Genomic DNA, 25,209 nt, shown 5'->3' with positions numbered 1-25,209 from the left:
CGTCATGCCTTTTTGATATTAAGTTTAAATTCCCTCGAACCGTCCGGAAGCCCCACAAGGAAGTGTAAGTCCGTTGGAACTGACCGGAAGACCGATTTCGTCGGCTGTGACTTTGCCAGGGAAACGTTTTAGTTCTGTTCCGATAAGGTAAGAGAGGACAGCTGGCTGTAAGCCGGTAGTATAGGAATTAATCAGGAAGAACAAAGGTCTGTCCACCAGAAGCTGGGCACAGAGTTTGACCAGCGGATGGATAGATTCTTCGATTTTCCAGATTTCTCCTTTCGGACCTCTGCCATAGGATGGAGGGTCCATAATAATAGCATCGTAGTGGTTGCCACGGCGGATTTCACGTTCCACGAATTTGACACAGTCATCTACAATCCAGCGGATTGGTGCATCTGCAAGACCGGAAGAAGCAGCATTTTCCTTGGCCCAGGTAACCATACCTTTGGAAGCGTCTACATGGGTAACGGATGCACCTGCTGCTGCGGCAGCAATCGTAGCACCACCGGTATAGGCAAAAAGATTTAAGACTTTAACTGGTCTTCCTGCTTTTTTAATAAGTTCAGAGAACCAGTCCCAGTTAGCAGCCTGCTCCGGGAAAAGACCGGTGTGCTTGAAGCTGAAAGGCTTTAACTGGAAAGTAAGACTGTGGTAGTGGATGCTCCACTGCTGTGGCAGGTCAAAGAATTCCCATTCGCCGCCACCTTTCTTACTACGGTGATAATGGGCATTCATTTTGTGCCATCCTTTTTCTTTCCGTGGCGTATCCCAGATAACCTGTGGGTCTGGACGTACCAGGATATAGTCACCCCAACGCTCTAATTTCTCACCTTTTGAACAGTCTATTACTTCATAATCTTTCCAGTTATCTGCAAGCCACATAGCATTTCCTCCAATATTTTCTGGTATCAAATATTTTCTGTTTTGTCTTAAGACATCTGCATCTTATTATATAAGGGGGAAAATGTTCCGTCAACTTATTCCTGTTTAAAAATCACAGGCAGTTGTGAAAAGGGAATAGATTACCGCAATCGTATTTCACTGATTCACAGGGGATTTTCTTTATCCGATATGAAATGCCAACAGTTCTTAGAATGCGTGTTTTTCTTGCTGATAAACTGTCTTTCCGGTTGCTTTGACTGAATAGCTGTACTGTCCGTCGAGAACAGATGCCGCATAAAGCCTGCAAGGGGCACAGGGAATTTCGGCATAATTATACTTTCTTCTGGCAACCGGCACAAATTCACGTCCATGTTCAAATGTGCCTCACTGGTACATCCCTGTACCAGCGTTGCATGTTGCCAGACGAAATTCCAAGTGCCCCTAACAGCCCTTATCAGGCATCTGTACTTCGGTGGACAGTGCAGTTATTCTGACAAACATTGGAAAGACTGTTTTAATCATCTAAAGAAAAACATGCATTTTAGAACTGTGGTATTTCGTAGCGAAAGAAAATCCCCTGCGAATCAGTGAAATATGATTCGGGTAAAAGTTCTATCTTTTTCACAACTGCCTGTGAAAATCAGCAGAGAATAAGTGAAAGAATAAAGAGGACTCCAAGAAAAATCACATTGTAGAGGGTGAAAATCCCAAGAAACCGCCTTGTATCGCTTCCATTACTATTGGCATAGAATTTAAAGGAAATAAGGCTTGCCAGGGAAGCAATAAGAGTACCAAGGCCGCCGAGATTTACCCCAATCAGCAGGGCAGAATAATCATCGGTGAAGCCGGAAAGCAGGATGGCAGCAGGCACGTTACTGATAATCTGGCTGGCACCAATACCCATCAGAACTTCATGGTGGACCAAAAGCTTTGAAATCAGTTCGTGTACTAGGGAAATCTGCTTCATATTTCCGATAAAGATGAAGAAGCAAAGAAAGGTAAGCAGCAGAAAATAATCCACATCTTTTAACACATGGTAATCAAGAATAAGAAAACCAAAGAAAACGATAAGCAGCATTATCTGAAATGGCAGAATGTGCAGTACCGTCAGAAGGCATATCAGAAAAAGAATGCAATAAGCGGCAAACAGAATCCGGGGATTCCTGTGACTGCGGGAAGAGGCTGGCTTATCAGTGGAACAGGCGGAAGATTCCGTTTGGACTGCAGAAAAATTGTCTGCCTGGAAAGAGACTTTTGGAAGAACCAGCAGGAAAAGGATGAGCAGCAGGGCGGATACAGCGGAATAGGGCAGCATGATCCGGATAAAATCCCATAGAGACAGACCGGAAATTGTATACAGATAGAGATTCTGCGGATTGCCAAGGGGAGTCAGCATACTGCCGAGATTGGCGGCAATGGTTTCAAGAACGATAACTGGAATCAATGCCTGTCGCTGGTCAGCCATCGACAGCACCAGAATTGTAAAAGGCACAAAAGTGATCAGGGCAACATCGTTGGTAATCAGTATACTGAAAAAGAAGCAGAGAAAGACAAAAAGGGCTGCCAGTGTCCGCAGGGAATGCACCTTATGAAGGAGCAGGGTTCCAAGTCTGGTAAAGACGCCAATCGAAGAAAACCCCCTTATCACAGCCATCAGGGAGAATAAAAGAGCCAGTACCCGGAAATCAATATAAGAAAAGTAATTTACGGATGGTGGAATAAAAAACATGGATACAACTGCCAGCAGGAAAGCAATGCAGCAGACGGTTTCTTTTTTGAAAAAATCTTTCACTTTTGTAAACATACAGGTCTCCTTCTATGAAATCATATCTTAGGCAGTTGCGAAAGATAATAACATTTTGCTAATAATTTCTTCGCTATGTAAAGTATCTTATGTCAAAGCAACGGAAAGACTGCTTGCAGACAAGCAAAACATAATATTAAGAACTACTGGTATTTTGACGCACATAAACACACCTACTTCAAATAGCAAAGAAATTTCTGTTAAAATGTTATTCTTTCGCAGAACCTAAATCATTTCCCGCGGGGATTTCCCAAACTGCTTTTTATAGGCACGAAGAAAAGTAGAATAATTGTGAAAGCCGCAGGCAAAGCAGGCATCGGTTACTGCAGTGCCGGAGCTGATTAAATCCCTGGCAAAGAGAAGCCGTTTCGTGGAAAGATAATTTCCGATGGTATACCCGGTCTGCTCCTTAAAAGAGTGCATCAGATAATAGCGGCTGGTAAAAAAGTGCTCTGCTAAAGAATCCACCGTAATATCTTCTGTCAGATGTTCATTCATATAGGTAAGAACCGACAGAATCTTTTCGTTTGCCTGAAAGGAATCTTCATATTGCAGGGTGCCGGATAAGGCAGCCCGGTTTAAGTGAATCATAAATTCTAAGAAAAGCGTATTCTGGTAAAGCTCATTGGCAAAGCCGTCCACGGAAAATGAGTGGACAAGCTCGGTCATGGTATCTAAGAGCCTCCGGTCCTTCATGCCGGATAAATGCAGGACATTGGACGGCATGGCAGCGTCCGGAAGAAAGCACTGGTTTAAGAAAATAGTCTTATCGGATGATGTAACTGTAAAATCCGGGGAAACATAAATAATCATCCGCTCATAGGGTGTGGTGTCATGAATGATTGGACGGTGGACTTCACCGGAACGAACCAGAACCAGATCCCCCGGGGTAAGCTGGTAGGATTTTCCTTCAATACAATAGGTGACATTGCCGCTTAGGAAAAAGAGCAGTTTGTGAAAATCATGATAATGAAAGTCGTAGGCAGACATTTCGTGGTCAGTCAGGTGAAATATCTTAAAGTCATGATGAAGATATCCGGTTTTCTCATATTTTTTCATAAAAATCACATCCTATATACAAAATCAGTCTATGGACAGTATAAAGCACGATTTGCAATAAGGAAAGCATTATTTTACTATCAATTTCAATAAAATGTTGGTATAATGATTGATATATGAAAAGCAGGACAAGTGTGTCATCCGGCAGCTGTCCTGTTGGAAACGAAAATATCTGGTGGGTAATTAAGACGAAGAAAGGCGGTAACAATATGAAAAACTTCAGCAACTATACTGATTACAGTACAAAAGAGGATTTACATTTTGAATCCAAAGCAGTACATGGAGCATTAGGAACGGAACCATTAACCGGCGCAGTCAGCATGCCAATCTTTCAGGCAGCAACCTTCCGTCATCCGGAATTAGGACGGACAACAGGATTTGCCTATAGCCGTCTTGAGAATCCGACCAGACAGGAATTGGAAAGAACCATGGCAATCTTAGAAGGAGGAATCCAGGGATTTGCATTTTCTTCCGGACAGGCTGCGAATATGGCAGTATTTTCCTTGTTAAATCCGGGCGAGCATGTAATTCTTTCCGATGATATTTATGGTGGAACCTTCCGTATCATTGGAGATGTATTTGGAAAATATGGAATCGAGCATACTTATGTAGATATGTCTGAATTAGACGAAGTAAAGGCAGCTATTCGACCGAATACAAAAATGTTCTTCGTTGAGACACCGACCAATCCGATGATGAAGGTGGCAGACATTCATGCCATTTCTGAAATCGCAAAATCCATCGGAGCATTAACCGTTGTAGATAATACATTTTTAACACCATATTTCCAGAAACCGCTGCAGTTGGGAGCTGACATCGTAACCCACAGTTCAACAAAATATCTGGGGGGACACAATGACACCATTTCCGGAATCGTAGTGGTAAAGGATAACAAAGAAATCGCAGATAAGATTCACATCCATATCAAATCCCATGGAAGCCAGCTGGCACCGTTAGACAGCTGGCTGGTATTAAGGGGAATCAAGACCCTTGCAGTCCGTATGGACCGTCACAATGAGAATGCCAGGAAGGTAGCAGAGTGGCTTCGTACACAGCCGAAGGTAAAGAAAGTATATTATGTTGGTTTTGAAGACCATAAGGATTACGAAGTAACCTGCCGTCAGACCACAGGATTTGGCGGAATGATTTCCTTTACCGTAGACAGCTATGAGACCGTTAAGAAGATTCTTAAAAATGTAGATATGATTATGTTTGCAGAGAGTCTTGGCGGAACAGAGACCTTAATCACATATCCGACCACACAGACTCATGAGGATACACCGCTTGATGTAAAAGAGAAGCTTGGTATTACAGACTGTTTCCTTCGTATGTCAGTAGGAATTGAAAATGTGGATGATATCATTGCAGATTTAGACCGGGCAATGAATGCTTAAGAAAAATAAAGGAAAGAGAAAGCAAGGAGAAAATAAATGAAATTTACAAAGATGCAGGCATTTGGAAACGATTATGTATATATCGATGCCATTCATCAGCATCTTGACAATCTGCCGGAGCTTGCGAGATTCGTAAGTGACCGGCATTTTGCCATTGGTTCTGACGGAATGGTATTGATTTGTCCGTCCGAAAAAGGGGATTTCCGGATGCGGATGTTTAACCCGGATGGAACAGAGGGCGAGATGTGTGGAAATGCATTGCGCAGCGTAGGGAAATATGTATATGACCACAGACTGACGGATAAGACAGACCTTGTAATTGAAACCTTAGGCGGCATGCAGCATCTGAACTTAACCGTAACGGACGGTCTGGTAAGCAATATCAGAGCAGATATCGGAGCACCGAGAATGTCTGCAAAAGTGATTCCGGTCAACACAAAGCTGGATGAATTTGTAGAGCAGCCGGTACAGGTACTGGATAAGACCTTCCATATTACGGCAGTATCATGGGGCAACCCGCATTGTGCCATGTATGTAGACAGCGTGGCAGACCTTGATGTAGAAAAATACGGAAAAACCATTGAACATATGACAGAGCTTTTTACCAATAAGACCAATGTAACTTTTGTGGAATTTGTTCGCAGGGATTATGTGAAAATCCGGGAATGGGAAAGAGGAACCGGAGAGACTATCGGATGCGGAACCGGATGCTGTACTGCAGTGGTAGCCGGCGTATTAACCGGACGCTTAGACCGGAAAGTAACGGTAGAGCAGATTGGCGGACCGCTCTATATTGAGTGGGAGGAAGAAAGCGGACATATGTTTATGACCGGACCTTCCCATACGGTATTTGAATCGGAAATTGATGCAAGCCACATTATCGGAACAGCGGAATAATACATTAGGAGAGAAGTATGAAATTAGCAGAAATATGTGAAGAATTGACCTATACCTGCCTGCAGGGAGAGATGGAGAAAGAAATCAGTGATATTATCTATGATTCGAGAAAAGTAGAAAAAGACACCGTATTTGTCTGTATGGTAGGAGCTGTTGTAGACGGACATGACTTTGTTGAAGATGCGGTAAAGAAAGGTGCTGCTGCCCTTGTGGTAGAGCATGCAGTAGAAACTGATATTCCGGAGAACTGTACGGTTCTTCAGGTAGAAGATGCCCGTTATGCCCTGGCAATTATGTCGGCTGCTTTCTTTGGACACCCGGACAGAGAGCTTACCACCATTGGACTGACCGGAACAAAAGGAAAGACCACTACTACTTATATGATAAAGAGCGTTTTAGAAGAAGCCGGTAAGAAAGTCGGACTGATTGGAACCATCGGTGCCCTGATCGGCGAGGAGAAGCTTCCGGCAAAGAATACCACACCGGAATCTTATGAATTACATAAGATGTTCCGTGCCATGGTAGATGCCGGCTGTGAATATGTAGTAATGGAAGTATCCTCCCAGGGACTTAAGATGCACCGCGTGGCAGGAATTGTATTTGATTATGGAATCTTTACCAACTTATCACCGGATCATATCGGACCAAATGAGCATGCTAGCTTTGAAGAATATCAGGAATGCAAGAGTCTCTTATTCCGTCAGTGCAAAGAGGGAATCGTAAATGCAGATGATGAGCACGTAGATGGAATAATCAAAAATCATACCTGTAAGCTTCATACCTTCTCCTGTAAGAAAGACGCAGACCTGATGGCGGGAGCTGTTGGATATCTGGATGAAGAGGGACAGATTGGAATGCATTTTACCACTACCGGCTGTATGAATGTTTATGCAGTGGTTCATATTCCGGGAAGCTTTTCAGTATACAATTCACTGGTAACCATGCTGACCTGTCATCTGGCAGGAATTTCCGATGAGGCAATTTTACGTGGACTGGATAAAGTAAAAGTCAGAGGCCGTGTGGAATTAGTTCCGGTTTCCAAAGATTTTACGGTAATTATTGATTATGCCCACAATGAAGTCAGCACAAGAAGTGTGCTTACCACATTAAAAGAGTATCATCCGAAGCGTTTAATCTGTGTCTATGGTGGCGGTGGAAACCGTTCCAAGCTGCGCCGTTATGACATGGGGGAAGTGACAGGAGAACTGGCAGATTTAAGCGTGCTGACCTGTGATAATCCAAGAGATGAAGAAATCCGCGACATCAACAACGATATTAAGATTGGCCTTGCAAAGAGCAACGGAAAATATATCGAAATCGATGACCGCAAGGCAGCCATCAAATATTGTATCGAAAATGCCAAAAAGGGTGATATGATAGTGCTGCTTGGAAAAGGTCATGAAGATTATCAGGAAATTAAAGGTGTAAAATATCATTTTGATGAAAGAGAAGCCATTGCCGAAATCAAAAAAGAGTTAAATTCATAATTCACATATGTGAATTATGCTGAAATATAAGAATTGCAATAAGTAACCGGAGTCATTGACTTATAATTATGCCACCATTATAATAAAGATTATGTATCAGCAAAACAGGTGAAAGCCTGTGACGCAAAGCTATAGGGTCTTTGAAATGACAGCCAGTTGCAAGAAGGAAGCATCCGTGCATTGGCGGAAGCTTCCTTTTTTCGGTTATGCGGGAATGCGCAAAGCGTGTTTTCTGTAGCCGTACGCAGGTAACAAGGGAAAGGAAAAAATATGCAGAAGTTTGATTATGAAGTATACACAGGAAATGATTTAGGAGCGGTATACTCACCGAAAATGACAAGATTTAAGGTCTGGGCACCGGAGGCAGAATCTGTGAAGCTGAACCTTTATAAACAGGGCGAAGGAGATAATCTCATAGAACAGCATGTTATGAAGAAGTCAGTAAACGGTACTTACGTTTTTGAAAAACAGGGAGATTGTAATGGAATCTACTATACCTATACAGTAGTAAATCACGGAGAAGAGCAGGAAGCAGTTGATCCATATACACGATCAGCGGGTGTTAACGGGCAGCGTGGAATGGTAATTGATCTTGCAAAGACCAATCCGCAGGGATTTGAACTGGATGAATACCGGAATCCGGAGCAGATTGTAGATGCAGTGATTTATGAAGGCAGTGTAAGGGATTTTACCATGGATGAATCCAGTGGTGTGTTCCATAATGGAAAGTTCTTAGGCCTGACGGAAGCCAATACTACAAATCATTTTGGAGAAGCAACCGCACTTGATTATATCAGTGGCCTTGGTGTGACACATGTACAGATTCTTCCGGCATTTGATTTTGAGACCGTAGATGAGAAAAATCAGAAAGCACAGTATAACTGGGGATATGATCCGGATAATTATAATGTTCCGGAAGGTTCTTATGCAGTCAGCCCATATGATGGAACAGTGCGGATTCAGGAAATGAAACAGATGGTGCTGGCATTGCACAGCAGAGGAATCGGAGTGATTATGGATGTGGTCTTTAATCATACCTATCGAAGGGATGATTCCAACCTTCAGAAGATTGTGCCGGGCTATTATTATAGAAGTGATGAGACCGGATATACTGACGGATCCGGCTGTGGCAATGAAGTGGCCAGTGACCGTCCGATGGTGCAGAAATTAATCGTAGATCCCTGATTTACTGGGCAAAGGAATATCATATCGATGGATTCCGCTTTGATTTGATGGGAGTTCTGGATATTGATACAATGAATGTTATTGCAGAGCGTTTAAAAGAAATCCGTCCGGATATTTATCTTTATGGGGAAGGCTGGAACGGTGGCCCATCTTCTCTGGCAGAGGAGAAACGTGCATTTAAAGCCAGTGCGAAAAAGATGCCGGGAATCGGCATGTTCAATGATGACATCCGTGATACCATAAAAGGAAGCGTATTCTATGATGATCATCTGGCTTCGTTAATGGCGGCACCCATCTGGAAAATGCATTACGCTATGGCATTACAGGAGCAGTCGCACATCCACAGGTAGATTATGATGCCTATGGCAGTAAGCCGTGGGCGAAAGAGCCGGGACAGAGTATTAATTATGTCTCCTGTCATGATAACTATACCCTGTGGGATAAATTATCCGTCTCCTGCCCGGAGGCATCGGAAGAAAAGAAGAAAGCCATGAACCGGTTGTGCGCAGCCATTGTATTTACTTCCCAGGGCGTGCCTTTTATCCAGGCAGGTGAAGAATTCCTCCGCAGCAAACCGCTGCCGGAGAAAAAAGGTTTTGCAGAAAACAGCTATAATATGCCGGATGAGGTAAACAGCATCAAGTGGGATAATATACATGAATATCCGGATATGATAGCATACTATAAGGGCTTGATGGAACTGCGGAAAGCCCATCCGGTTTTCCGTATGCAGAGTGAAGCGGAAATGACACAGAATCTCTGCTTCTTATCAGATACACCGGAAAATGTTGTGGCATATCTTTTAAAGGGAAAAGGTGCAGATGATACACCGGAAAACATTTTGGTAATATTCAACGGAAATGATGAAGAGATTTTGTATAATTTGCCGGAAGGAAAATGGAAAATTCTGGTGGATGACAAAACGGCAGGTGCAGACGGCAAAAAAATTATTTCCGAAAAGGCCGATGTAGAGCCGCTTTCCGCTCTTGTATTAGAAAAAGAATAAACAATTTGGCACAATACCTTGAAAAGATAATTTAATCTGATACAATATATAGTATACGCGTTGAAAATGAATTATTTTGAATAGGGGTGCGAATATGAAAATCATTAAGAGAAGCGGGACGGAAGTTATATTTGATAAAGAGAAGATTTTAGCGGCTGTGTGTAAAGCCAATGAAAGTGTGGTAGACAGCGAGCGTATGACAGAGGCACAGATTAATGCCATTGGTGAAAATGTGGAGAAGGCATGTAATACCATGAACCGTGCATTAACCGTAGAAGAGATTCAGGATCTGGTGGAGAACCTGATTATGAATCAGCGTGCGTATACGGTAGCTAGAAATTATATCACCTACCGCTATAAACGTGCTCTGGTAAGGAAGACCAATTCTACCGACGACCAGATTCTGACACTGCTTGCCTGCAAGAATGAGGAAGTAAAGCAGGAAAACAGCAACAAGAATCCAACTGTAAGCAGTGTGCAGCGTGATTATATGGCAGGAGAAGTCAGCAAGGATATTACCAAGCGCTTCCTCCTGCCACAGGATATTGTAGAAGCCCATGAGCAGGGAGTTATACATTTCCACGATTCCGATTATTTTGCACAGCATATGCATAACTGCTGTCTGGTTAATTTGGAGGATATGCTGCAGAATGGAACCGTAATCAGTGAGACCATGATTGATAAGCCAAAGAGCTTTGAGACTGCCTGCAATATTGCAACCCAGAGCATTGCCCAGATTGCAAGCTCACAGTATGGGGGACAGAGTATTTCACTGGCACATTTAGCACCATTTGTCAATGTGAGCCGTCAGAAATTCCGTCGTCAGGTAGAGGCTGAATTTACAGCAGCAGGACTGGAGTTAGTAGAAGAGCAGATTAATAAAGTTGCTGAGATTCGTGTCAAAGATGAAATCAAACGTGGTGTCCAGATGATTCAGTATCAGGTGATCACATTGATGACAACCAATGGACAGGCACCGTTTGTAACCGTATTTATGTATATTGATGAAGTACCGGAAGGACAGGTAAGGGATGACCTGGCAGCTATCATTGAAGAAGTCTTGAAGCAGAGAATTCTTGGTGTGAAAAATGAGCAGGGCATCTACATTACACCGGCATTTCCAAAACTGATTTACGTGTTGGAAGAAGACAATGTTGAGCCGGATTCCAAGTATTATTATCTGACAGAGCTGGCTGCAAAATGTACCGCAAAGCGTCTGGTACCGGATTATATTTCAGAAAAAATCATGAAACAGCTGAAAGAGGGCAACTGCTATCCATGTATGGGCTGCCGTTCTTTCTTAAGTGTATACAAAGATGAAGAAGGAAAGCCGAAATATTACGGACGGTTCAATCAGGGTGTCGTAACACTGAATCTGGTGGATATTGCATGTTCCTCCGGCGGAGATATGACCCGTTTCTGGGAAATTTTTGATGAGCGTCTGGAATTATGCTATCGTGCGTTGATGGCAAGACATAACCGTCTGAAGGGAACGCCTTCTGATGTGGCGCCGATTCTCTGGCAGTATGGTGCACTGGCCCGTCTTAAGAAGGGCGAGACCATAGACAAGCTTTTATATGGCGGCTATTCCACTATTTCTTTAGGCTATGCAGGATTGTGTGAATGTACCCGTTATATGACTGGTAAATCCCATACTAATCCGGAAGCAACACCATTTGCACTGGCAGTGATGCAGCATTTAAATGATGCCTGCGATAAGTGGAAGACAGAGACAAATATTGCTTTCAGTGTATATGGGACACCGCTTGAGTCTACGACCTATAAATTTGCAAAATGTTTACAGAAGCGTTTCGGAATTATTCCGGGCGTTACGGATAAGAGTTATATTACTAACAGCTATCATGTCCATGTAACAGAGCACATTGACGCATTCAAGAAGCTTGGTTTTGAAGCAAAGTTCCAGGAGCTTTCCCCGGGCGGCGCAATCAGCTATGTGGAAGTGCCGGATATGCAGGATAATATTGAGGCGGTACTGTCTGTCATCCGTTATATTTATGACCATATTATGTATGCAGAACTGAATACCAAGAGTGATTATTGTATGGAATGTGGTTACAATGGCGAGATTAAAATTGTGACAGACAAATACGGCAAGCTGGTGTGGGAATGCCCAAGCTGCGGTAACCGTGACCAGGATAAGATGAATGTGGCAAGACGTACCTGTGGTTATATCGGAACCCAGTTCTGGAATCAGGGAAGAACCCAGGAAATCAAAGACCGTGTGTTACATTTGTAAAGAAAATTTAGAAAAAGAAAAAGGAGTACGTTAAAGTTGGCTCCATAAAAATACCCCGGAAACAGAAAGATTCATTCTTTGGAAGAAGGAATCATCTGCTTCCGGGATTTTTTATAGTGCGCTTTTTCGGAATAACTTCCTGCGCAGCAGGTAATAGGCAAGAAGCATCATGCTTCCGGTCAGCACCCAGGAAATCGGATAGATAACCATAACTACCCAGAACTCATGGAAATACCGGCAGACGGTAGATACCCAGATGAGCCGTAGGACACAGGAACCGAAAACGGTAATCAGTGCAGGCGACAGGGAATGTCCCAGCCCACGCATGGCACCTCCGCTGATTTCATAGGTAGAAGTCAAAAGCTCCAAAGTTGTTGCTATTAACAGACGCTGGACGGCAAAGGTAAGTACCTCCGGGTCGTTGCTGTAAAGGTGCAGGAAGAAGCCCCGTCCTAAGATGAAGACGCTGGAAAGGAGTCCACAGAAGAAAAGGGAAAATATCATATTTAAGCGGAATACCTTTTTGCAGCGGTCATATTCACCGGCACCGTAATTCTGGCTGGTGAAAGTAACAGTAGTCTGGGCAAAAGCATTTACCACAAAATAGGAAAAATATTCAAAGTTTAACGCTGCGGCAGAACCGGCGACAGCATCAGAGCCGAAGCTGTTAATGGTACTCTGGATGCAGACATTGGCAATAGAAAAGACCATACCCTGCAATCCGGCAGGAACACCGATGACAAGAATCTTCTTTAATTCATGCCAGGAGATGGCAAGTGCCTTTGGCTCTAAACGAATCGGATTATCCTCATGCAGCAGGATGTAAATCAGGATTCCGGAGCTTACAATATTCGAAACCACGGTAGCTATAGCAACACCGGATACACCAAGGTGGAAGACAATGACCAGAATAAGATTCAGCCCGGTATTGATAACACCGGCTGCAATCAGTGCATAAAGCGGTCGTCTGCTGTCTCCGGTACTCCGGAGAATCGAGGAGCAGAAGTCATATAACAGAATAAATGGCATGCCAAGGAAGTAAATCCGAGGTATAAGACTGCAAGGTCAATGACATCATCCGGTGTGCCCATCAGAACCAGAACCGGTCTTGCAATAAATTGTCCCAAAACCAGCAGGAAAATGCCGCCTGCCAAAGCTACAACAATGGCAGTATGAATGGCAGCTTTGATATTCTTGTGGACACCCTGACCGATATATCGGGAAATAATAACATTCGAACCCAGTGAGATACCGATAAAAAGGTTAATCATCAAAGCAATCAGGGAACTGTTACTTCCCACGGCAGCTAAAGCCTGGCTGCTGGCAAAGTTGCCGACAACAGCGGTATCAACAGAGTTAAAAAGCTGCTGTAAGATACTGCTGGCAGCCAGCGGCAGAGCAAAAATCAAAATTTTATTCCATAAAGATCCATGAGTCATATCAATGGAGTTTTTCTTCTTTTCCATCATTTAAATCCCTCGTATATTAGATGTATTGGCAATCGCGAAAGAAAAAGATTCTAAAATATTTTGAGAAATAAATCTTTTGTTTCTTTTTCTTAATAGGAAATATTATGTAATTCCTGCTTCGCATTTTTCCTGATTGCCGGCTGTCTTTCCGTTTGCTTTGATAAAAGACGCTTGTGCTGTCCGTCGATTACGGATGCCGCCTGAAATCTGCAAGGGGCACTAAGAATTTCGATGGGATTCTACTTTCGTCTGGCAACCGGTGTATATTCACATCCATGTTCAGATACACCTCACTGGCACATCCATGTGCCAGTGTTGCCGGTTGCAGACGAAATTCCAAGTGCCCCTAGGCAGATTTCAAAAGGCGTCCGTATTTCGGCGAACAGCCCAAGTGTCTTATCAAACATTGGAAAGACAGGCGGAATAGCAAAAAGAAAAATGCGGGGGATGGAATTACAATATTTCCTATTTAAAAGGAAACAGAAGATTTATCCGCTAAAATATGTTATATATGTTTTCTTTCGCAATTGCTCTATCATTCATGATAACCACAGTGATTATAGTTTCACGGAAAAGAAAAGTCAATAGAATGGATTCCGGATAGAATAAATTAAAAAAATATTGATTTTTTGAAAAAATTGAAGACAATAGAAAAAGATACTCGTTATATATTATGAGAACGTTCTTAAGAGACAAGGAGGTGGATAAAAATGTGTCAGGAACCATTTACGCAGATGGTTCATAAATACCAGAATCTGGTATTTTCTATTTGCGTTAAGATGACCGGAGATTACTTTGCAGCAGAAGATTTGACGCAGGAAACATTTTTATCTGCCTACCAGCACAAGGAAGAGTTCGACGGTAAGAATGAGAAAGCCTGGCTTTGCAGGATTGCTTCGAATAAATGTATTGATTACAGCAGACAGGCGGCAAGGCGGATGGTACCCACCGAAGACGAAGTCTTAGGAAGTCATCCGGCGAGAGCGGGAGGACCGGAAGAACAATGCATCGAAGAGGTGGTCCGGGAAGAACTGCAGGAAAAATGCGGACAGTTGAAACCACCTTATGATGAAATCGCAAAGCTGTACTTCTGTGAAGAACATCCTGCCGGCGAGATAGCAGAGTTAAAGCAGAAGAATTTGAAAACCGTGCAGACACAGATATACCGGGCGCGGGCAATGCTTAGAAAACTATATGGAAAGGAGCGGAGCTGATATGAGAAAAGAAGATACACAGGAGTATTTAAGTGACGAAGCGTTAGAAGCACTGATTCGGGAAACAGAAGAAGGACCGATGATAAAAGCACCGGAATATTTAGAAGAAAATATTCTACATAAAATTGAGCAGCAGCAGAAGGTTATTGTATACAAAGAAAAAGTGTCAGCGAAGCGGAAACTCCTGACTTATAGCATGAAAGTAATGGCAGCGGCGGCAGCGGCAATCGCATTTCTGATTGTAGTTCCTACGGTGGAGCAGCAGAGCAGACCAAACATGGAAACTTATGTAGCAGAAGCAAAAGAACAGGTCAATAAGGACTTACAGGAACAGAAAGAGAAAGCGAAAAAGCGTAGTGAAGAGCAGAATTTCTTACAAAGTGTAAATGATGCGTCCAGTGCATTTTGCAATTTTATTACTGAGACGACAAATGGATGGTTTTTAAAGGAGGAAAGATAACATGACGAAAAAGAGAAATGGGTTTTTAAGATTTTGCTGTTCCCTTTTACCGGGAGCAGGGGAAATGTATATGGGATTTATGAAAATGGGCTTAAGCCTGATGTCGATGTTCTTTGGCATTATTGTAGCAGCATCCATTTTTGAACTTGGACCGCTGGCAGTGCTTGCAGTAATTGCATGGTTCTACAGCTTCTTTCATGTACACAATTTAGCAGGCTTATCCGATGAAGAATTCTATGCCGTGGAGGATGAGTATTTATTCCATTTAAGTGGAGAAGGCGGGAAAGATAAATCCTTTGTAAAGCGTTATCATACCATTATTGCAGTCGTGCTGATTCTGCTTGGTATTATGTTAATCTGGAACAGCTTCTATTGGATGATTGCAAATTTAATTCCGGATGAAACGGTCTGGGTACTTCAGGAAATCAGTTACCGGCTTCCAAGACTGCTGGCAGGAATTGCAATTATAGCAGCAGGAATTTATCTGGTTCATGGTAAGAAAAAATCCCTTGAGGAAGAAGAAACAAAGGAGGCATAAGGAAAATGGATGAGAATGTGAAAGAAGTACGCACCCACAGAGTGGGCAGCATTACCTTAGGCAGTGCACTAGTTTTATTTGGAATCCTGTTTCTGGTGCATCTGTTTGTGCCGGTATTGACCTATGAAATCATTTTCCATATCTGGCCATGTATCTTTATCCTGCTTGGAATAGAAATTCTTCTTGCTAACCGGAAGAAGAATGTGGAATTTGTCTATGATGGTAAGGCGGTATTCCTTACCATCACATTAACCTTCTTTGCCATGCTGATGGCAGGAGCAGATGTGGCAATTCAGCAGGCAGATATCTACATGCACCTTTAAGAATGAGGTTTTAAGAATTTACCATTAAGAGGAATGCTCCTTCCGGTATTGCTTTGGCGTCATTTTGTGCTTGTTTCGGAAAGCCTTAATAAAATGGCTGCAATCGGAAAATCCGGTTTCCTGACTGATATAATTCAAGTCAAGATTGGTAAAGAGCAGCAGATCCTCAGCCTTACAAAGGCGGATAAATTCAATATATTTTTTACAGGACTGGCCATAGAGTTCCCGGAAGCTTTTGGCAAAATAGGAATAACTCATATTACACATTCTGGCAAGGTCTTCCACCTTTAATGGCTCCTGGGCATGAGCGTCGATATATTCCGTAATGGAATGTATGGACGCTTCTTCTGTATTTTGCGGAATAGCCAGAGATTTATCCGTATTAAAACCCTGTGCCCGCCAGATACGCAGGATAAAGGTTAAAAGGGAATTAATCTGGGACTGTACCAGAATCCGGTAACCGTATTCCTGCTGCTGCATTTCGTGTTCACAGGAGGAAAAGATTCCGGCAATGGGATAGTCTGTTAACATCGCTTTGGAAAAATATTTCGGAGCATGGGAATCACCCTTCGCCAGATTAAAAAGTGATACAAAATTAATCCCAGAAAAAGTGGTACTTAATGCATTGCCGGATGGTGCAAGCTGGTTTAAGTCAAATTTCATGACATAATAAACCAATGGCTGCTCTGTGGCAGTATAGATAGAATGGATTGCCTGCGGAAGAAATAATGTCATATCACCTTCTTCTAATACATAAGTATCATCATCACAGTTGATGATGGCGGTGCCCTCTAACATATACAGAATTTCAACAAAATAATGCCAGTGGGACCGGATGGGAAAAGAATGGATTCTCGTGTCAAATAAGAAACATTCAAAAGGAGCATTCAGCCGGTCGCTGTATTCAAAAAGTGAATTCATAAAGTCGTCCCCCAATATATCTGAAATAAATGAATTCCTGTTATAAGAGATTTTTACTATTTTTATAATAAATCATTATAGCAAGATTCCAGGGTGAATGCTATAGTTTCCATCATAAAAAGTCATTGAAAGAGGAGAACGGAAACACTTACCATGGAATATATCTGCGGCATGACATATGCACCATTTGCAAGAAAAGGGAGCTATCAGGAGAAGAGTGCTTTTGATAGCTTAAAGAAAATGAAAGAAAATACCAACAGCAATTTTGTTATCTTAGCACCGAACGGCTTGCAGGATACGGCACAGTCGGAAGAGATTTGTTATACTTCTGAAGCAACGGTGTCAGATGATGAATTAAAGGGCATGATTGATTATGCGAAAGAGCTTGGTATGCGTGTGGCATTAAAGCCTACGGTAAACTGCAAAAATGGAACCTGGCGCGCCCATGTAAATTTCTTTGATGAAGACGTAGTCTGTGAACCAAAGTGGTGCAACTGGTTTGAATCTTATACCGAATTTCAGCTTCATTATGCGAGACTGGCAAAAGAAATGGGTGTGGAAATGCATATTGCAGGCTGCGAAATGGTTATGGCAGAGCGCAGGGAAGCAGAGTGGCGGAAGCTGATCGCTGATATCCGGAGTGAATTTGACGGACTTGTTTCCTATAATACCGATAAATATCAGGAGCATAATGTGAAATGGTGGGATGCGGTAGATGTGATTTCTTCCAGCGGATATTATCCATTGGAGGACTGGGAGAACCAGCTTGACCGGATTGAAGCGGTTGTAAAGAGGTTTCAAAAGCCTTTTTTCTTTGCAGAGGCAGGATGCATGTCTGTCTTGGATTCCAATAAAGTGCCAAATGACTGGACGGTGCAGGGAGAAGCGGATGCTAAGGGACAGGCAGACTGGTATGAAGCAATGCTTGAAGCCTGCTTAAAGAGAGACTGGGTGAATGGCATGGCATTCTGGTCCTGGAACAGCCACCTTTATACACCAAGTGCGGCATTAAAGAAAAAAGATTATGAAATATATGCAAAACCAGCAGAGAAAATCGTGAAAAAATACTACGATTCTATTCAAAAGTAACAAAAAGTCAAATGACTTAAAACAAACTGTTATGTCATATGGAATCCGTACATTCTGATTTTTCTTAATAAAATAGATTTCTACCATTTTTAAGGTAAAACACTCTATCCCGAAACAGTTGTTTCGTGGTAGAGTGTTTTTGTAACGAAAACGATTGAGAAATCCTTCTGCAATTGTGAAAAATGATATATTTTATGATTAGAATATATCATTTTTTACAATTGCAGAAGAATAACACAAGAAATAGAATCAGGAGGAAAACAAATGTTTCGAAAAGACTTTGTATGGGGTGTTGCCAGCAGTGCCTATCAGGTAGAAGGAAGAGACAAAAACGATGGCGCAGGAACCTGCATCTGGGACACCTTTACCGAAGAGGGAAGAACTTTCGAACATCATAATGCCTATGTCAGTGCCGATGACATGCACCGTTATAAAGAGGACTATGCGCTGATGAGAGAACTTGGTGTGAAGGCATACCGTTTTTCCGTAAGCTGGGCGAGACTGATGCCGGAGGGAAGCGGAAGAGTCAATGAAAAAGCGGTGGCACTCTATCGTGATATGATTCTTGAAATGAAGAAAAACGGCATTGAGCCATATATGACACTTTATCACTGGGAACTTCCACAGGCATTGGAGGATAAAGGCGGCTGGCTCAATGAAGAAATCATAGATTGGTTTGCAGAATATGCAAAAGTAGTAGCAGAGAATTTTACTGATATCTGCGACAAGATTTTTACTTTGAATGAGCCACAGTGCTTTATCGGACTGGGATATTACCGTGGTATTCATGCACCGGGAAAGAAAGTCACACCAGAGGAAAGCTTCCGGATTGCGCATAATGCATTGCGGGCACATGGAAAAGCAGTTATTACTCTCCGGAAATATGCAAAGCAGCCGATACAGATTGGCTATGCACCAACCAGTGGGGTGGCATATCCGGCAAGTAATTCTCCGGAAGATATTGAAGCTGCAAAGAAGGTATATTTTGGCTTTTATAATGATGTCGACAACTGGACCTGGAATGTATCCTGGTATTCCGACCCGGTTATTTTAGGACATTATCCAAAGGAAGGTCTTGAGAAATACAAGGAGTATCTGCCGGAAATCACGAAAGAAGATATGGAACTGATTCACCAGCCCATTGATTTTTACGGTCAGAATATTTATAACGGATATCTGGTTCGTGCAGGAGCAGATGGAGAGCCGGAATTTGTAGACCGTCCGGCAGGATTCCCAAAGACTGCCGCAGAATGGCCGGTGACACCGGAATGCCTATACTGGGCAGGAAAATTCCTCTACGAACGTTATCAGCTTCCGATTTATATTACGGAAAATGGAATGTCCTGTCATGACAATGTGGAAGCAGATGGCAGTGTACATGATGCCAACCGTATCCAGTTCTTAGATGAGTACCTTGGCAATCTGCAGAAGGCGACGGATGAAGGAGCAGAGATTGCCGGTTATTTCTTATGGACTTTTTTGGACAATTTCGAATGGCATGAGGGCTATTCCGAACGGTTCGGAATTATTTATGTGGACTTTGCAACTCAGCAGCGTTATGTAAAGGATTCAGCATTCTGGTATAAGAAAGTCATGGAAAGCAATGGAGCAGCGTTATCCTGCAACCAGCCGGATAGAAAAATCCGGATAGAGCGTGGTGCTGCAGAAGTAACAGGTGCAGGATTTAAGGTAGAGAGGGAAATGGATCTGCTGCTTTCTGACAGCACAGATGTCATTTATGTGGCATCCGGCAGCGGTTTAATTGGCAGCATCTGGGTAGATACCGGAGACAGACTTACGATACCGGAGGGCATCCGGAAGATGCATTGCAGTGGAAAAATGACACTGGTGCAGGCGTAGCATGAAAAAATAATTGTTTCTTCTAGACCAGAGAAAATGAGAATAAAAAAAGTTTCTTTTATTCCGATGAGCAATCAGAAGGAATAGAAGAAACTTTTTTTGCTTTACAGGAAATTGCTTTCCTGTAAAGCAAAAAACGCTCCACGAGGATGCGCACTGCGGCGTATAAGGTAGATGTCGCAAGCGACCGCCGCAGGCGCGGGAATGTGCAAGGCACATTCTTTTTTAATGTTCAGATACATTTTAGATACAAATATATGTTAAAATAAACATCAAAGAGTAGTAAAAGGAGCGGGCAGCATGATACGGATATTGGTTGTAGAGGATGAAAAGGCAATATCGGATTTAATCCGGCTGAATCTGATGAAGGCAGGCTATCAGTGTGTCTGTGTATACAATGGAATGAAAGCTGCAGACCTGTTGGAAACAGAAAATTTTGATTTGATTATATTGGATGTTATGCTGCCGGAATTAAATGGATTTGAATTGATGGAATACATCCGTCCAATGGGAATTCCGGTGATTTTTCTGACTGCAAAGGATTCCCTAAAAGACCGGATGCAGGGGCTGACCTCCGGGGCAGAGGATTATATGGTAAAGCCTTTTGAAGTGGTAGAACTTTTGGCACGGGTTAATATTGTGCTGCGCCGCTATCATAAGATGGAGCAGAAGATTACTTTTATGGATATTGAATTAGACAGTGAAAATCAGGTGGTGACAAAGGCAGGAAAAGAAGTGGAGCTTACGCCAAAGGAATTTGAACTCTTAGAAATTCTGATGCGCAACCGGAATATTACACTGTTCCGGGAAAGAATCTATGAAGAAATCTGGGGAACGGAATATTCCGTAGAGTCAAGAACCTTAGACCTTCATATCCAGAGATTACGGAAAAAACTGAATCTTGGAGCGGAGCTAAAACAGTATTTAAGGCAGGATACCGGTTAGAGGATAAAGCATGAAATTTCGATATAAAGTATTAATTACAAATTTAATCCTGCTTTCCGTCAGTCTGGGACTGGTGGGGTATCTGATGATACATAAGAATTTTGAACTGGCGAAGGAAACACAGATTTCTAATGCAGTCATTCAGAATAATCTGGTGCAGTCCTCGGTGGAATATGAAGTACTTCAGGCGTTGAACCGGGAAGAGTCGGTAAAGGGCGCACTTCCAGACATTGGAGCACAGGTTAGCAGCGGTATGCGGGCAGAAAATGTGACATTTTTTATTTATTATGGGGATAAGCTGGTTTATAACGAAACAGAAGAAAATGCCAATTTAAAGAAAGTCTGGGAAGCACAGCAGGAGGATGGAAATAAGAACTATGCCATCTTTGAAGAGGACGGTCATTATTATATTTATGTGACGGCAGCCAGTAAGGTAGGGGATGAGAACCTCTGCATGATCAGCAGAAGTGATGTGTCCGATGCCTACGCATTAAGAGACCGGGAAATCCGTTATTTCCGGCTGATTCTTTTCATTTGCCTTATGATAGACTCTCTGCTTATTTATGTTATCAGCCGGTATCTGACCAGACCATTGGAGCAGTTGAACCGGGTGGCAGAGGAGATTACCGATGGCTCTTATGAGACGAGGATTACAGTAAAGAGTCAGGATGAAGTAGGACTTCTGGCAGAAAACTTTAACCGGATGGCAGAAGCAGTATCAGAAAAGATAGGAGAGCTTCAGGGAATGGTACGGAAAAGGGATCAGTTTGTAGCAGACTTTACCCATGAGATTAAGACACCGATGACTTCCATTATCGGTTATGCAGATACCATGCGTTCCATGGAGCTTCCAAGAGAAGAACAGCTGCTGGCATTAAGTTATATCTTTTCCGAAGGCAGACGGTTAGAGCGGATGTCGGGAAAGCTCTTTGATTTGATTTATTTAAGGGAACATGAAATGGAAAAGGAAGCAGTTCAGGTTGAAAATGTAAGCAGTGAAGTACTTAAGGTGGTGACACCGTCCCTTGCGACAAAAGGGCTTGTGTTAAAGGAAAATATCGAGCCGGCAGTACTGTACGGAAATAAAGAACTTCTGGTGACTGTACTGGTGAATTTACTGGATAATGCAAGAAAAGCATCCAAAGAGCATGGTGTCATTGAATTTAGCGGAAAGAGAATACAGGAAGAAGAAAATCCATTTTATTATGAACTTTCCGTAAAAGATTATGGAATCGGCATGACCAAGGAAGAGACAGAGCGGATTTGCGATGAATTCTATATGGCAGATAAATCCCGGGCAAGACAGGAAGGCGGAGCCGGAATCGGAATGTCATTAGTGGCATTGATTTTAGAACATCATCAGGCGGAACTTATCGTAGAAAGTGAGCCAAAAAAGGGGACGAAGATGCGGATATGTTTCAGAAAAGAAGGACAGGAAAACGAAAAAGAACAAAATTAAAGATAAAAGGAAGTGTCTGTGGAATGATAGCAGGAACACTTCTGGTGGTGCTGACAGGAATTTTTCTGCCGGGAATTCTGATTGAAGGGCAGGAACGTAAAGCAGTGGGAGAAGTGCAGGCGGTTCCGGCACAGTATATTGCTTCCGATTCCCTGCTGGCAAAGGAGGCATCGGAAAGCCTTAAGCTTAATGACCGCATCCAGCTGATTACCGGGCAGTGGGAGAGTGAGACACAGGAAGCCTATTCCTATGAGATGACTTTAAAGGATTACGAGGCAGCGGCACTGGCAAGAGACAGTATGGAAGCCATTTATCAGAAAGGGCAGTATCCTTCTGATTTAGCTTCTTCTTATGCCAACTGGTATACCTGGGAAGCATTTCCGGAGAAAGCGGTGGATACAACATTTCATACCTACAGTGCCTACTACTGGAAACTTATTTTTACAAAATATGATGGCACAGAGAAGCATGCGGTATTTCTGTTAGAGGATGGCACCGTTTTGCTGGCGGAGGCAGAAGGAAAAGATATTTTATCGGATGTTACAGCTACAGAGGAAGCTTCCTCATCCGTTAAAGACAATGAAGAAGAAAAAACAGTGGATAAAGAGCTGGCAGAACAGCTTTCCTACACGGGGTTGGACGTAGCCGGACTGAGGATAAAATCCGATAACATACAGGAAGAAAAGGATGCCACATACCGGTACTTTGAACTCTTTGATAAAACAAGATTTATCTATGGAATCAGCACAATATCAGATAGCCAAACGAAGCGTAACATGGTAAAATAAAAAAGAAGGCAAGGTATTTTCAGTGGCATAGATGGTCACCTGCAGTTATTGCGAAAATGATCCTTCCATGTATGATTTGGGAAATTTTGTTCTGGAACAGGCTTTGTGGGACAGTAAAAGCTTTTTACAGCAGAAGCCTTCCGGTATCGGTAATCAATGAGCGGATGGCAGTATTAAGAGGCTATGGAATCAAATTTGCCCTGGATGATTTTGGAACAGGAAGTTCATCTTCTGCCATGGCACTTGAGATGCTGATTGATGAGATTAAGATTGATATGAGCTTTATCCGGAAGATTCTTGTAAATAAAAAGAATAAGGCGATTGTCCAGAGCATGGTGGATTTTGCCAATGCAGCCAATATCAAGAGTTGTCTGGAGGGCGTGGAAAATAAGGCATTAGAAGATTATCTCCGGACTGTGGGAGCCACATGGTTTCAGGGATACTATTATTCCAGACCGGTTGGAGCAGATGAACTGGAGATACTTCTTTCGAACAGATGGAAAAAATAAGAAAAGACAAAAAATAAAAGTAAAAATAGAATGATCAAGACCGGCAGTTTTGTGGCGATAAGAAATACAGCCATAGAATTGCCGGTTTTATTGTAATGATAAGATACAAAAAGTTTACATCTTCATGTTAAAGTAACACCAGAAACGAGGAAAATGGAAAGGTAAACAGAAAATAAAAGATGGAAAACGGAGGGGACAGCATGAAACATCCAATCTTACGAAAAATGATTCTGGCAGGTATGGTGATGGTACTTCTTGCCGGATGTGGTGAGAAAAAAGTAGATTATGAGATGGAAACAGAACAGGAAACCAAAGGGGTGGTTGGTACACTGGATGAATTCCGGGAAGCGGATAACTGGGATGACAGCTTTACGGTAACAACCTCTGACGGAGATGTGAAGGTAAGAATCAATGCATCTATTGATGTGCCGGAAGCAGATGCCATGTCTGTGGTAGCGGCAGAAGAATTAAAGATAGATGTCGATTATAAGAAAAAGTTCCTGAAAGCATATTTTAAAGATTCTGAAATTTATTACCACGATTTTGAGCATCTGACAAAAGAAGAATTACAGACTGCCGTTGACAGCATGGATGGAACGATTGTTGCTGTCCAGTCTCAAATCGATGATTTGGAGAATAATGCACATCATCAGGATGTAGAAAGACATAAGGAAATGCTGAATGACTGGAAGGAAGAAACCGAAGAACAGAAAAAACAATACGAAAAAGCATTAGAGACTGCAAAAGATACCTATACTGCAGCAGAGGATTATGACAGCTGCAATGAATATGCAGGGTATTGCGGAGACCTTTTATGTAATGTGCGATTTGAAGTAAAAGAAACAAACGAAAATGCAATTGCCTACATTGTGGCATCGCCATTAGTGAAAAACAAGACGGACATTTATGTGAATCAGTATTATGGCCCACAGTCTCTAAAGGATTATGATGCTGTATATGGGAATGATACAGTAACTGCATATATCGACAATTCGGAAAAGGAAAATGGATGCAGTATTTCCCAAGAAGATGCAAAGCAGTTAGTGGAGCAGTTCTTAAAAGAAACAGGACGTGATAATCAGGTGCTTTATGGGCAGCAGGATTATTCCTGGGATGGCGCAAATGAGATAGAAGTGGATGGAGAACAGTATACCGATTATGCGGAGGTCATCGACTGGGGCTACCTCTTTGGTTATGGAACCGGTGTCAATGGACTGGCATTTAGTGATTCTTTGGATTATAACGACTTTGATATTTCCTGGGTTACGCCGGAAAACAGTGATGTAAATTTTGAATTAGAGGATGAGATACGATTTGCGGTTACGGATAATGGAATTACAGAAGTATTTATGCAGTATCCGGTAAGCGTTACAAAGATTTCAAAAGAAGTGGAACTGCTGCCGTTATCAACGATTCAAAATATAATCAAAGATGAGATTATAAAAAATGGAGACGATTACCAACTGGATGTGTGCAAGAATTTTAATAAGTTAAAGCTTGGTTATGCGCGTATCAAAGATGACCAGAAGGAAGGCTGTTACAGTTATGTGCCGGCGTGGTGTCTTTATATGGCATCCGGAAATGATATGAACCGGCATCCGGTATTTGTCAATGCCATGGATGGTACACTGATTCATCCTTTGGATGAAAGGTAAGGTGT

23 protein-coding genes, 1 pseudogene and 1 riboswitch are annotated in these 25,209 nt (G+C 42.5%); of the genes and pseudogenes, 18 read left to right on the top strand and 6 right to left on the bottom strand.

What is annotated here, in order from left to right; all coding sequences use genetic code 11:
* Nucleotides 1-24: 24 nt before the first annotated feature.
* The 3 genes from DW059_RS03715 to DW059_RS03705 all read right to left on the bottom strand — a co-directional run bounded on the left by DW059_RS03715 (nucleotide 25) and on the right by DW059_RS03705 (nucleotide 3,748).
* Nucleotides 25-885, bottom strand: coding sequence for a class I SAM-dependent methyltransferase (locus tag DW059_RS03715; RefSeq protein WP_117697784.1), 861 nt, complete (start codon nucleotides 883-885; stop codon nucleotides 25-27).
* Between the two features lie 640 nt (nucleotides 886-1,525).
* The gene (locus DW059_RS03710; protein WP_117697783.1) at nucleotides 1,526-2,689 is read right to left on the bottom strand and encodes an SLC13 family permease; all 1,164 of its coding nucleotides are present in this window, start codon (nucleotides 2,687-2,689) and stop codon (nucleotides 1,526-1,528) included.
* A gap of 225 nt (nucleotides 2,690-2,914) precedes the next feature.
* Nucleotides 2,915-3,748: an AraC family transcriptional regulator gene (locus DW059_RS03705; RefSeq protein WP_117697781.1), complete on the bottom strand. Its 834-nt coding sequence runs from the start codon at nucleotides 3,746-3,748 to the stop codon at nucleotides 2,915-2,917.
* A gap of 209 nt (nucleotides 3,749-3,957) precedes the next feature.
* Between DW059_RS03705 and DW059_RS03700 the strand changes: the two genes are divergently transcribed.
* The 7 genes from DW059_RS03700 to nrdD all read left to right on the top strand — a co-directional run bounded on the left by DW059_RS03700 (nucleotide 3,958) and on the right by nrdD (nucleotide 11,974).
* Nucleotides 3,958-5,142: a trans-sulfuration enzyme family protein gene (locus DW059_RS03700; RefSeq protein ID WP_117697846.1), complete on the top strand. Its 1,185-nt coding sequence runs from the start codon at nucleotides 3,958-3,960 to the stop codon at nucleotides 5,140-5,142.
* 36 nt (nucleotides 5,143-5,178) lie between these two features.
* Nucleotides 5,179-6,039 (top strand): diaminopimelate epimerase, encoded by an 861-nt coding sequence (gene dapF, locus DW059_RS03695; protein WP_022243023.1) that lies wholly within the window; start codon nucleotides 5,179-5,181, stop codon nucleotides 6,037-6,039.
* Between the two features lie 17 nt (nucleotides 6,040-6,056).
* On the top strand, nucleotides 6,057-7,526 hold the full coding sequence (locus tag DW059_RS03690) for a UDP-N-acetylmuramoyl-L-alanyl-D-glutamate--2,6-diaminopimelate ligase (protein ID WP_117697779.1): 1,470 nt from the start codon (nucleotides 6,057-6,059) through the stop codon (nucleotides 7,524-7,526).
* A gap of 88 nt (nucleotides 7,527-7,614) precedes the next feature.
* Nucleotides 7,615-7,690: riboswitch (cyclic di-GMP riboswitch) on the top strand.
* Nucleotides 7,691-7,796: 106 nt separating this feature from the next.
* A complete protein-coding gene (locus DW059_RS16330) occupies nucleotides 7,797-8,711 on the top strand; it encodes an alpha-amylase family glycosyl hydrolase (RefSeq protein WP_242986089.1) in 915 nt (304 codons plus the stop codon).
* Between the two features lie 71 nt (nucleotides 8,712-8,782).
* Nucleotides 8,783-9,061 carry a hypothetical protein gene (locus DW059_RS16325; RefSeq protein ID WP_242986088.1) on the top strand — a complete coding sequence of 93 codons (279 nt, stop codon included), beginning with the start codon at nucleotides 8,783-8,785 and terminating at the stop codon, nucleotides 9,059-9,061.
* Between the two features lie 140 nt (nucleotides 9,062-9,201).
* Nucleotides 9,202-9,717 carry an alpha-1,6-glucosidase domain-containing protein gene (locus DW059_RS16320; protein ID WP_242986087.1) on the top strand — a complete coding sequence of 172 codons (516 nt, stop codon included), beginning with the start codon at nucleotides 9,202-9,204 and terminating at the stop codon, nucleotides 9,715-9,717.
* 94 nt (nucleotides 9,718-9,811) lie between these two features.
* On the top strand, nucleotides 9,812-11,974 hold the full coding sequence (nrdD, locus tag DW059_RS03680; RefSeq protein WP_117697777.1) for an anaerobic ribonucleoside-triphosphate reductase: 2,163 nt from the start codon (nucleotides 9,812-9,814) through the stop codon (nucleotides 11,972-11,974).
* A 111-nt stretch (nucleotides 11,975-12,085) separates the two neighbouring features.
* Here nrdD and DW059_RS03675 read toward each other — a convergent pair whose 3' ends face one another.
* Both DW059_RS03675 and DW059_RS16315 read right to left on the bottom strand, forming a co-directional pair.
* Complete coding sequence (locus DW059_RS03675) at nucleotides 12,086-13,003, bottom strand: MATE family efflux transporter (RefSeq protein WP_242986086.1); 918 nt, start codon at nucleotides 13,001-13,003, stop codon at nucleotides 12,086-12,088.
* On the bottom strand, nucleotides 12,922-13,443 hold the full coding sequence (locus tag DW059_RS16315) for an MATE family efflux transporter (protein WP_242986084.1): 522 nt from the start codon (nucleotides 13,441-13,443) through the stop codon (nucleotides 12,922-12,924). Before DW059_RS16315 ends, DW059_RS03675 begins: the two co-directional genes overlap by 82 nt.
* A 710-nt stretch (nucleotides 13,444-14,153) precedes the next feature.
* Between DW059_RS16315 and DW059_RS03665 the strand changes: the two genes are divergently transcribed.
* The 4 genes from DW059_RS03665 to DW059_RS03650 are packed head-to-tail and all read left to right on the top strand — an operon-like array spanning nucleotide 14,154 to nucleotide 15,978.
* Nucleotides 14,154-14,657 carry an RNA polymerase sigma factor gene (locus DW059_RS03665; RefSeq protein ID WP_117697773.1) on the top strand — a complete coding sequence of 168 codons (504 nt, stop codon included), beginning with the start codon at nucleotides 14,154-14,156 and terminating at the stop codon, nucleotides 14,655-14,657.
* Between the two features lies 1 nt (nucleotide 14,658).
* On the top strand, nucleotides 14,659-15,117 hold the full coding sequence (locus DW059_RS03660; RefSeq protein ID WP_117697771.1) for a hypothetical protein: 459 nt from the start codon (nucleotides 14,659-14,661) through the stop codon (nucleotides 15,115-15,117).
* 1 nt (nucleotide 15,118) lies between these two features.
* On the top strand, nucleotides 15,119-15,655 hold the full coding sequence (locus tag DW059_RS03655; protein ID WP_117697769.1) for a hypothetical protein: 537 nt from the start codon (nucleotides 15,119-15,121) through the stop codon (nucleotides 15,653-15,655).
* A 5-nt stretch (nucleotides 15,656-15,660) separates the two neighbouring features.
* Nucleotides 15,661-15,978 (top strand): LiaF transmembrane domain-containing protein, encoded by a 318-nt coding sequence (locus tag DW059_RS03650; RefSeq protein WP_117697767.1) that lies wholly within the window; start codon nucleotides 15,661-15,663, stop codon nucleotides 15,976-15,978.
* A 24-nt stretch (nucleotides 15,979-16,002) separates the two neighbouring features.
* Here the strand turns inward: DW059_RS03650 and DW059_RS03645 are convergent, their stop codons facing one another.
* Complete coding sequence (locus DW059_RS03645; protein WP_117697765.1) at nucleotides 16,003-16,899, bottom strand: AraC family transcriptional regulator; 897 nt, start codon at nucleotides 16,897-16,899, stop codon at nucleotides 16,003-16,005.
* A 153-nt stretch (nucleotides 16,900-17,052) separates the two neighbouring features.
* On the opposite strand from DW059_RS03645, the gene DW059_RS03640 reads away from it, so the two are divergent.
* The 7 genes and pseudogenes from DW059_RS03640 (at nucleotide 17,053) to DW059_RS03610 (ending at nucleotide 25,204) form a co-directional block, all read left to right on the top strand.
* Nucleotides 17,053-17,988 (top strand): glycoside hydrolase family 113, encoded by a 936-nt coding sequence (locus DW059_RS03640; protein WP_117697763.1) that lies wholly within the window; start codon nucleotides 17,053-17,055, stop codon nucleotides 17,986-17,988.
* 264 nt (nucleotides 17,989-18,252) lie between these two features.
* A complete protein-coding gene (locus tag DW059_RS03635; protein WP_117697761.1) occupies nucleotides 18,253-19,848 on the top strand; it encodes a GH1 family beta-glucosidase in 1,596 nt (531 codons plus the stop codon).
* A 300-nt stretch (nucleotides 19,849-20,148) separates the two neighbouring features.
* Nucleotides 20,149-20,807, top strand: a pseudogene (locus DW059_RS03630) (response regulator transcription factor).
* The gene (locus DW059_RS03625; protein WP_117697759.1) at nucleotides 20,804-22,252 is read left to right on the top strand and encodes a sensor histidine kinase; all 1,449 of its coding nucleotides are present in this window, start codon (nucleotides 20,804-20,806) and stop codon (nucleotides 22,250-22,252) included. Before DW059_RS03630 ends, DW059_RS03625 begins: the two are co-directional and overlap by 4 nt.
* Nucleotides 22,207-23,040: a hypothetical protein gene (locus DW059_RS03620; RefSeq protein WP_117697757.1), complete on the top strand. Its 834-nt coding sequence runs from the start codon at nucleotides 22,207-22,209 to the stop codon at nucleotides 23,038-23,040. Before DW059_RS03625 ends, DW059_RS03620 begins: the two co-directional genes overlap by 46 nt.
* Nucleotides 23,041-23,111: 71 nt before the next feature.
* On the top strand, nucleotides 23,112-23,549 hold the full coding sequence (locus DW059_RS03615; RefSeq protein WP_158552004.1) for an EAL domain-containing protein: 438 nt from the start codon (nucleotides 23,112-23,114) through the stop codon (nucleotides 23,547-23,549).
* A 200-nt stretch (nucleotides 23,550-23,749) separates the two neighbouring features.
* Nucleotides 23,750-25,204, top strand: a complete 1,455-nt coding sequence (locus DW059_RS03610) for a DUF6034 family protein (RefSeq protein ID WP_117697753.1) — start codon at nucleotides 23,750-23,752, stop codon at nucleotides 25,202-25,204.
* Nucleotides 25,205-25,209: the final 5 nt, after the last annotated feature.

The organism is Roseburia sp. AF42-8 (genome assembly GCF_003435965.1).
Taxonomy (GTDB): domain Bacteria; phylum Bacillota; class Clostridia; order Lachnospirales; family Lachnospiraceae; genus Roseburia_C; species Roseburia_C amylophila.
Note: the sequence above shows the minus strand (reverse complement) of the source record. Positions and strands in the feature narration are given on the sequence as shown.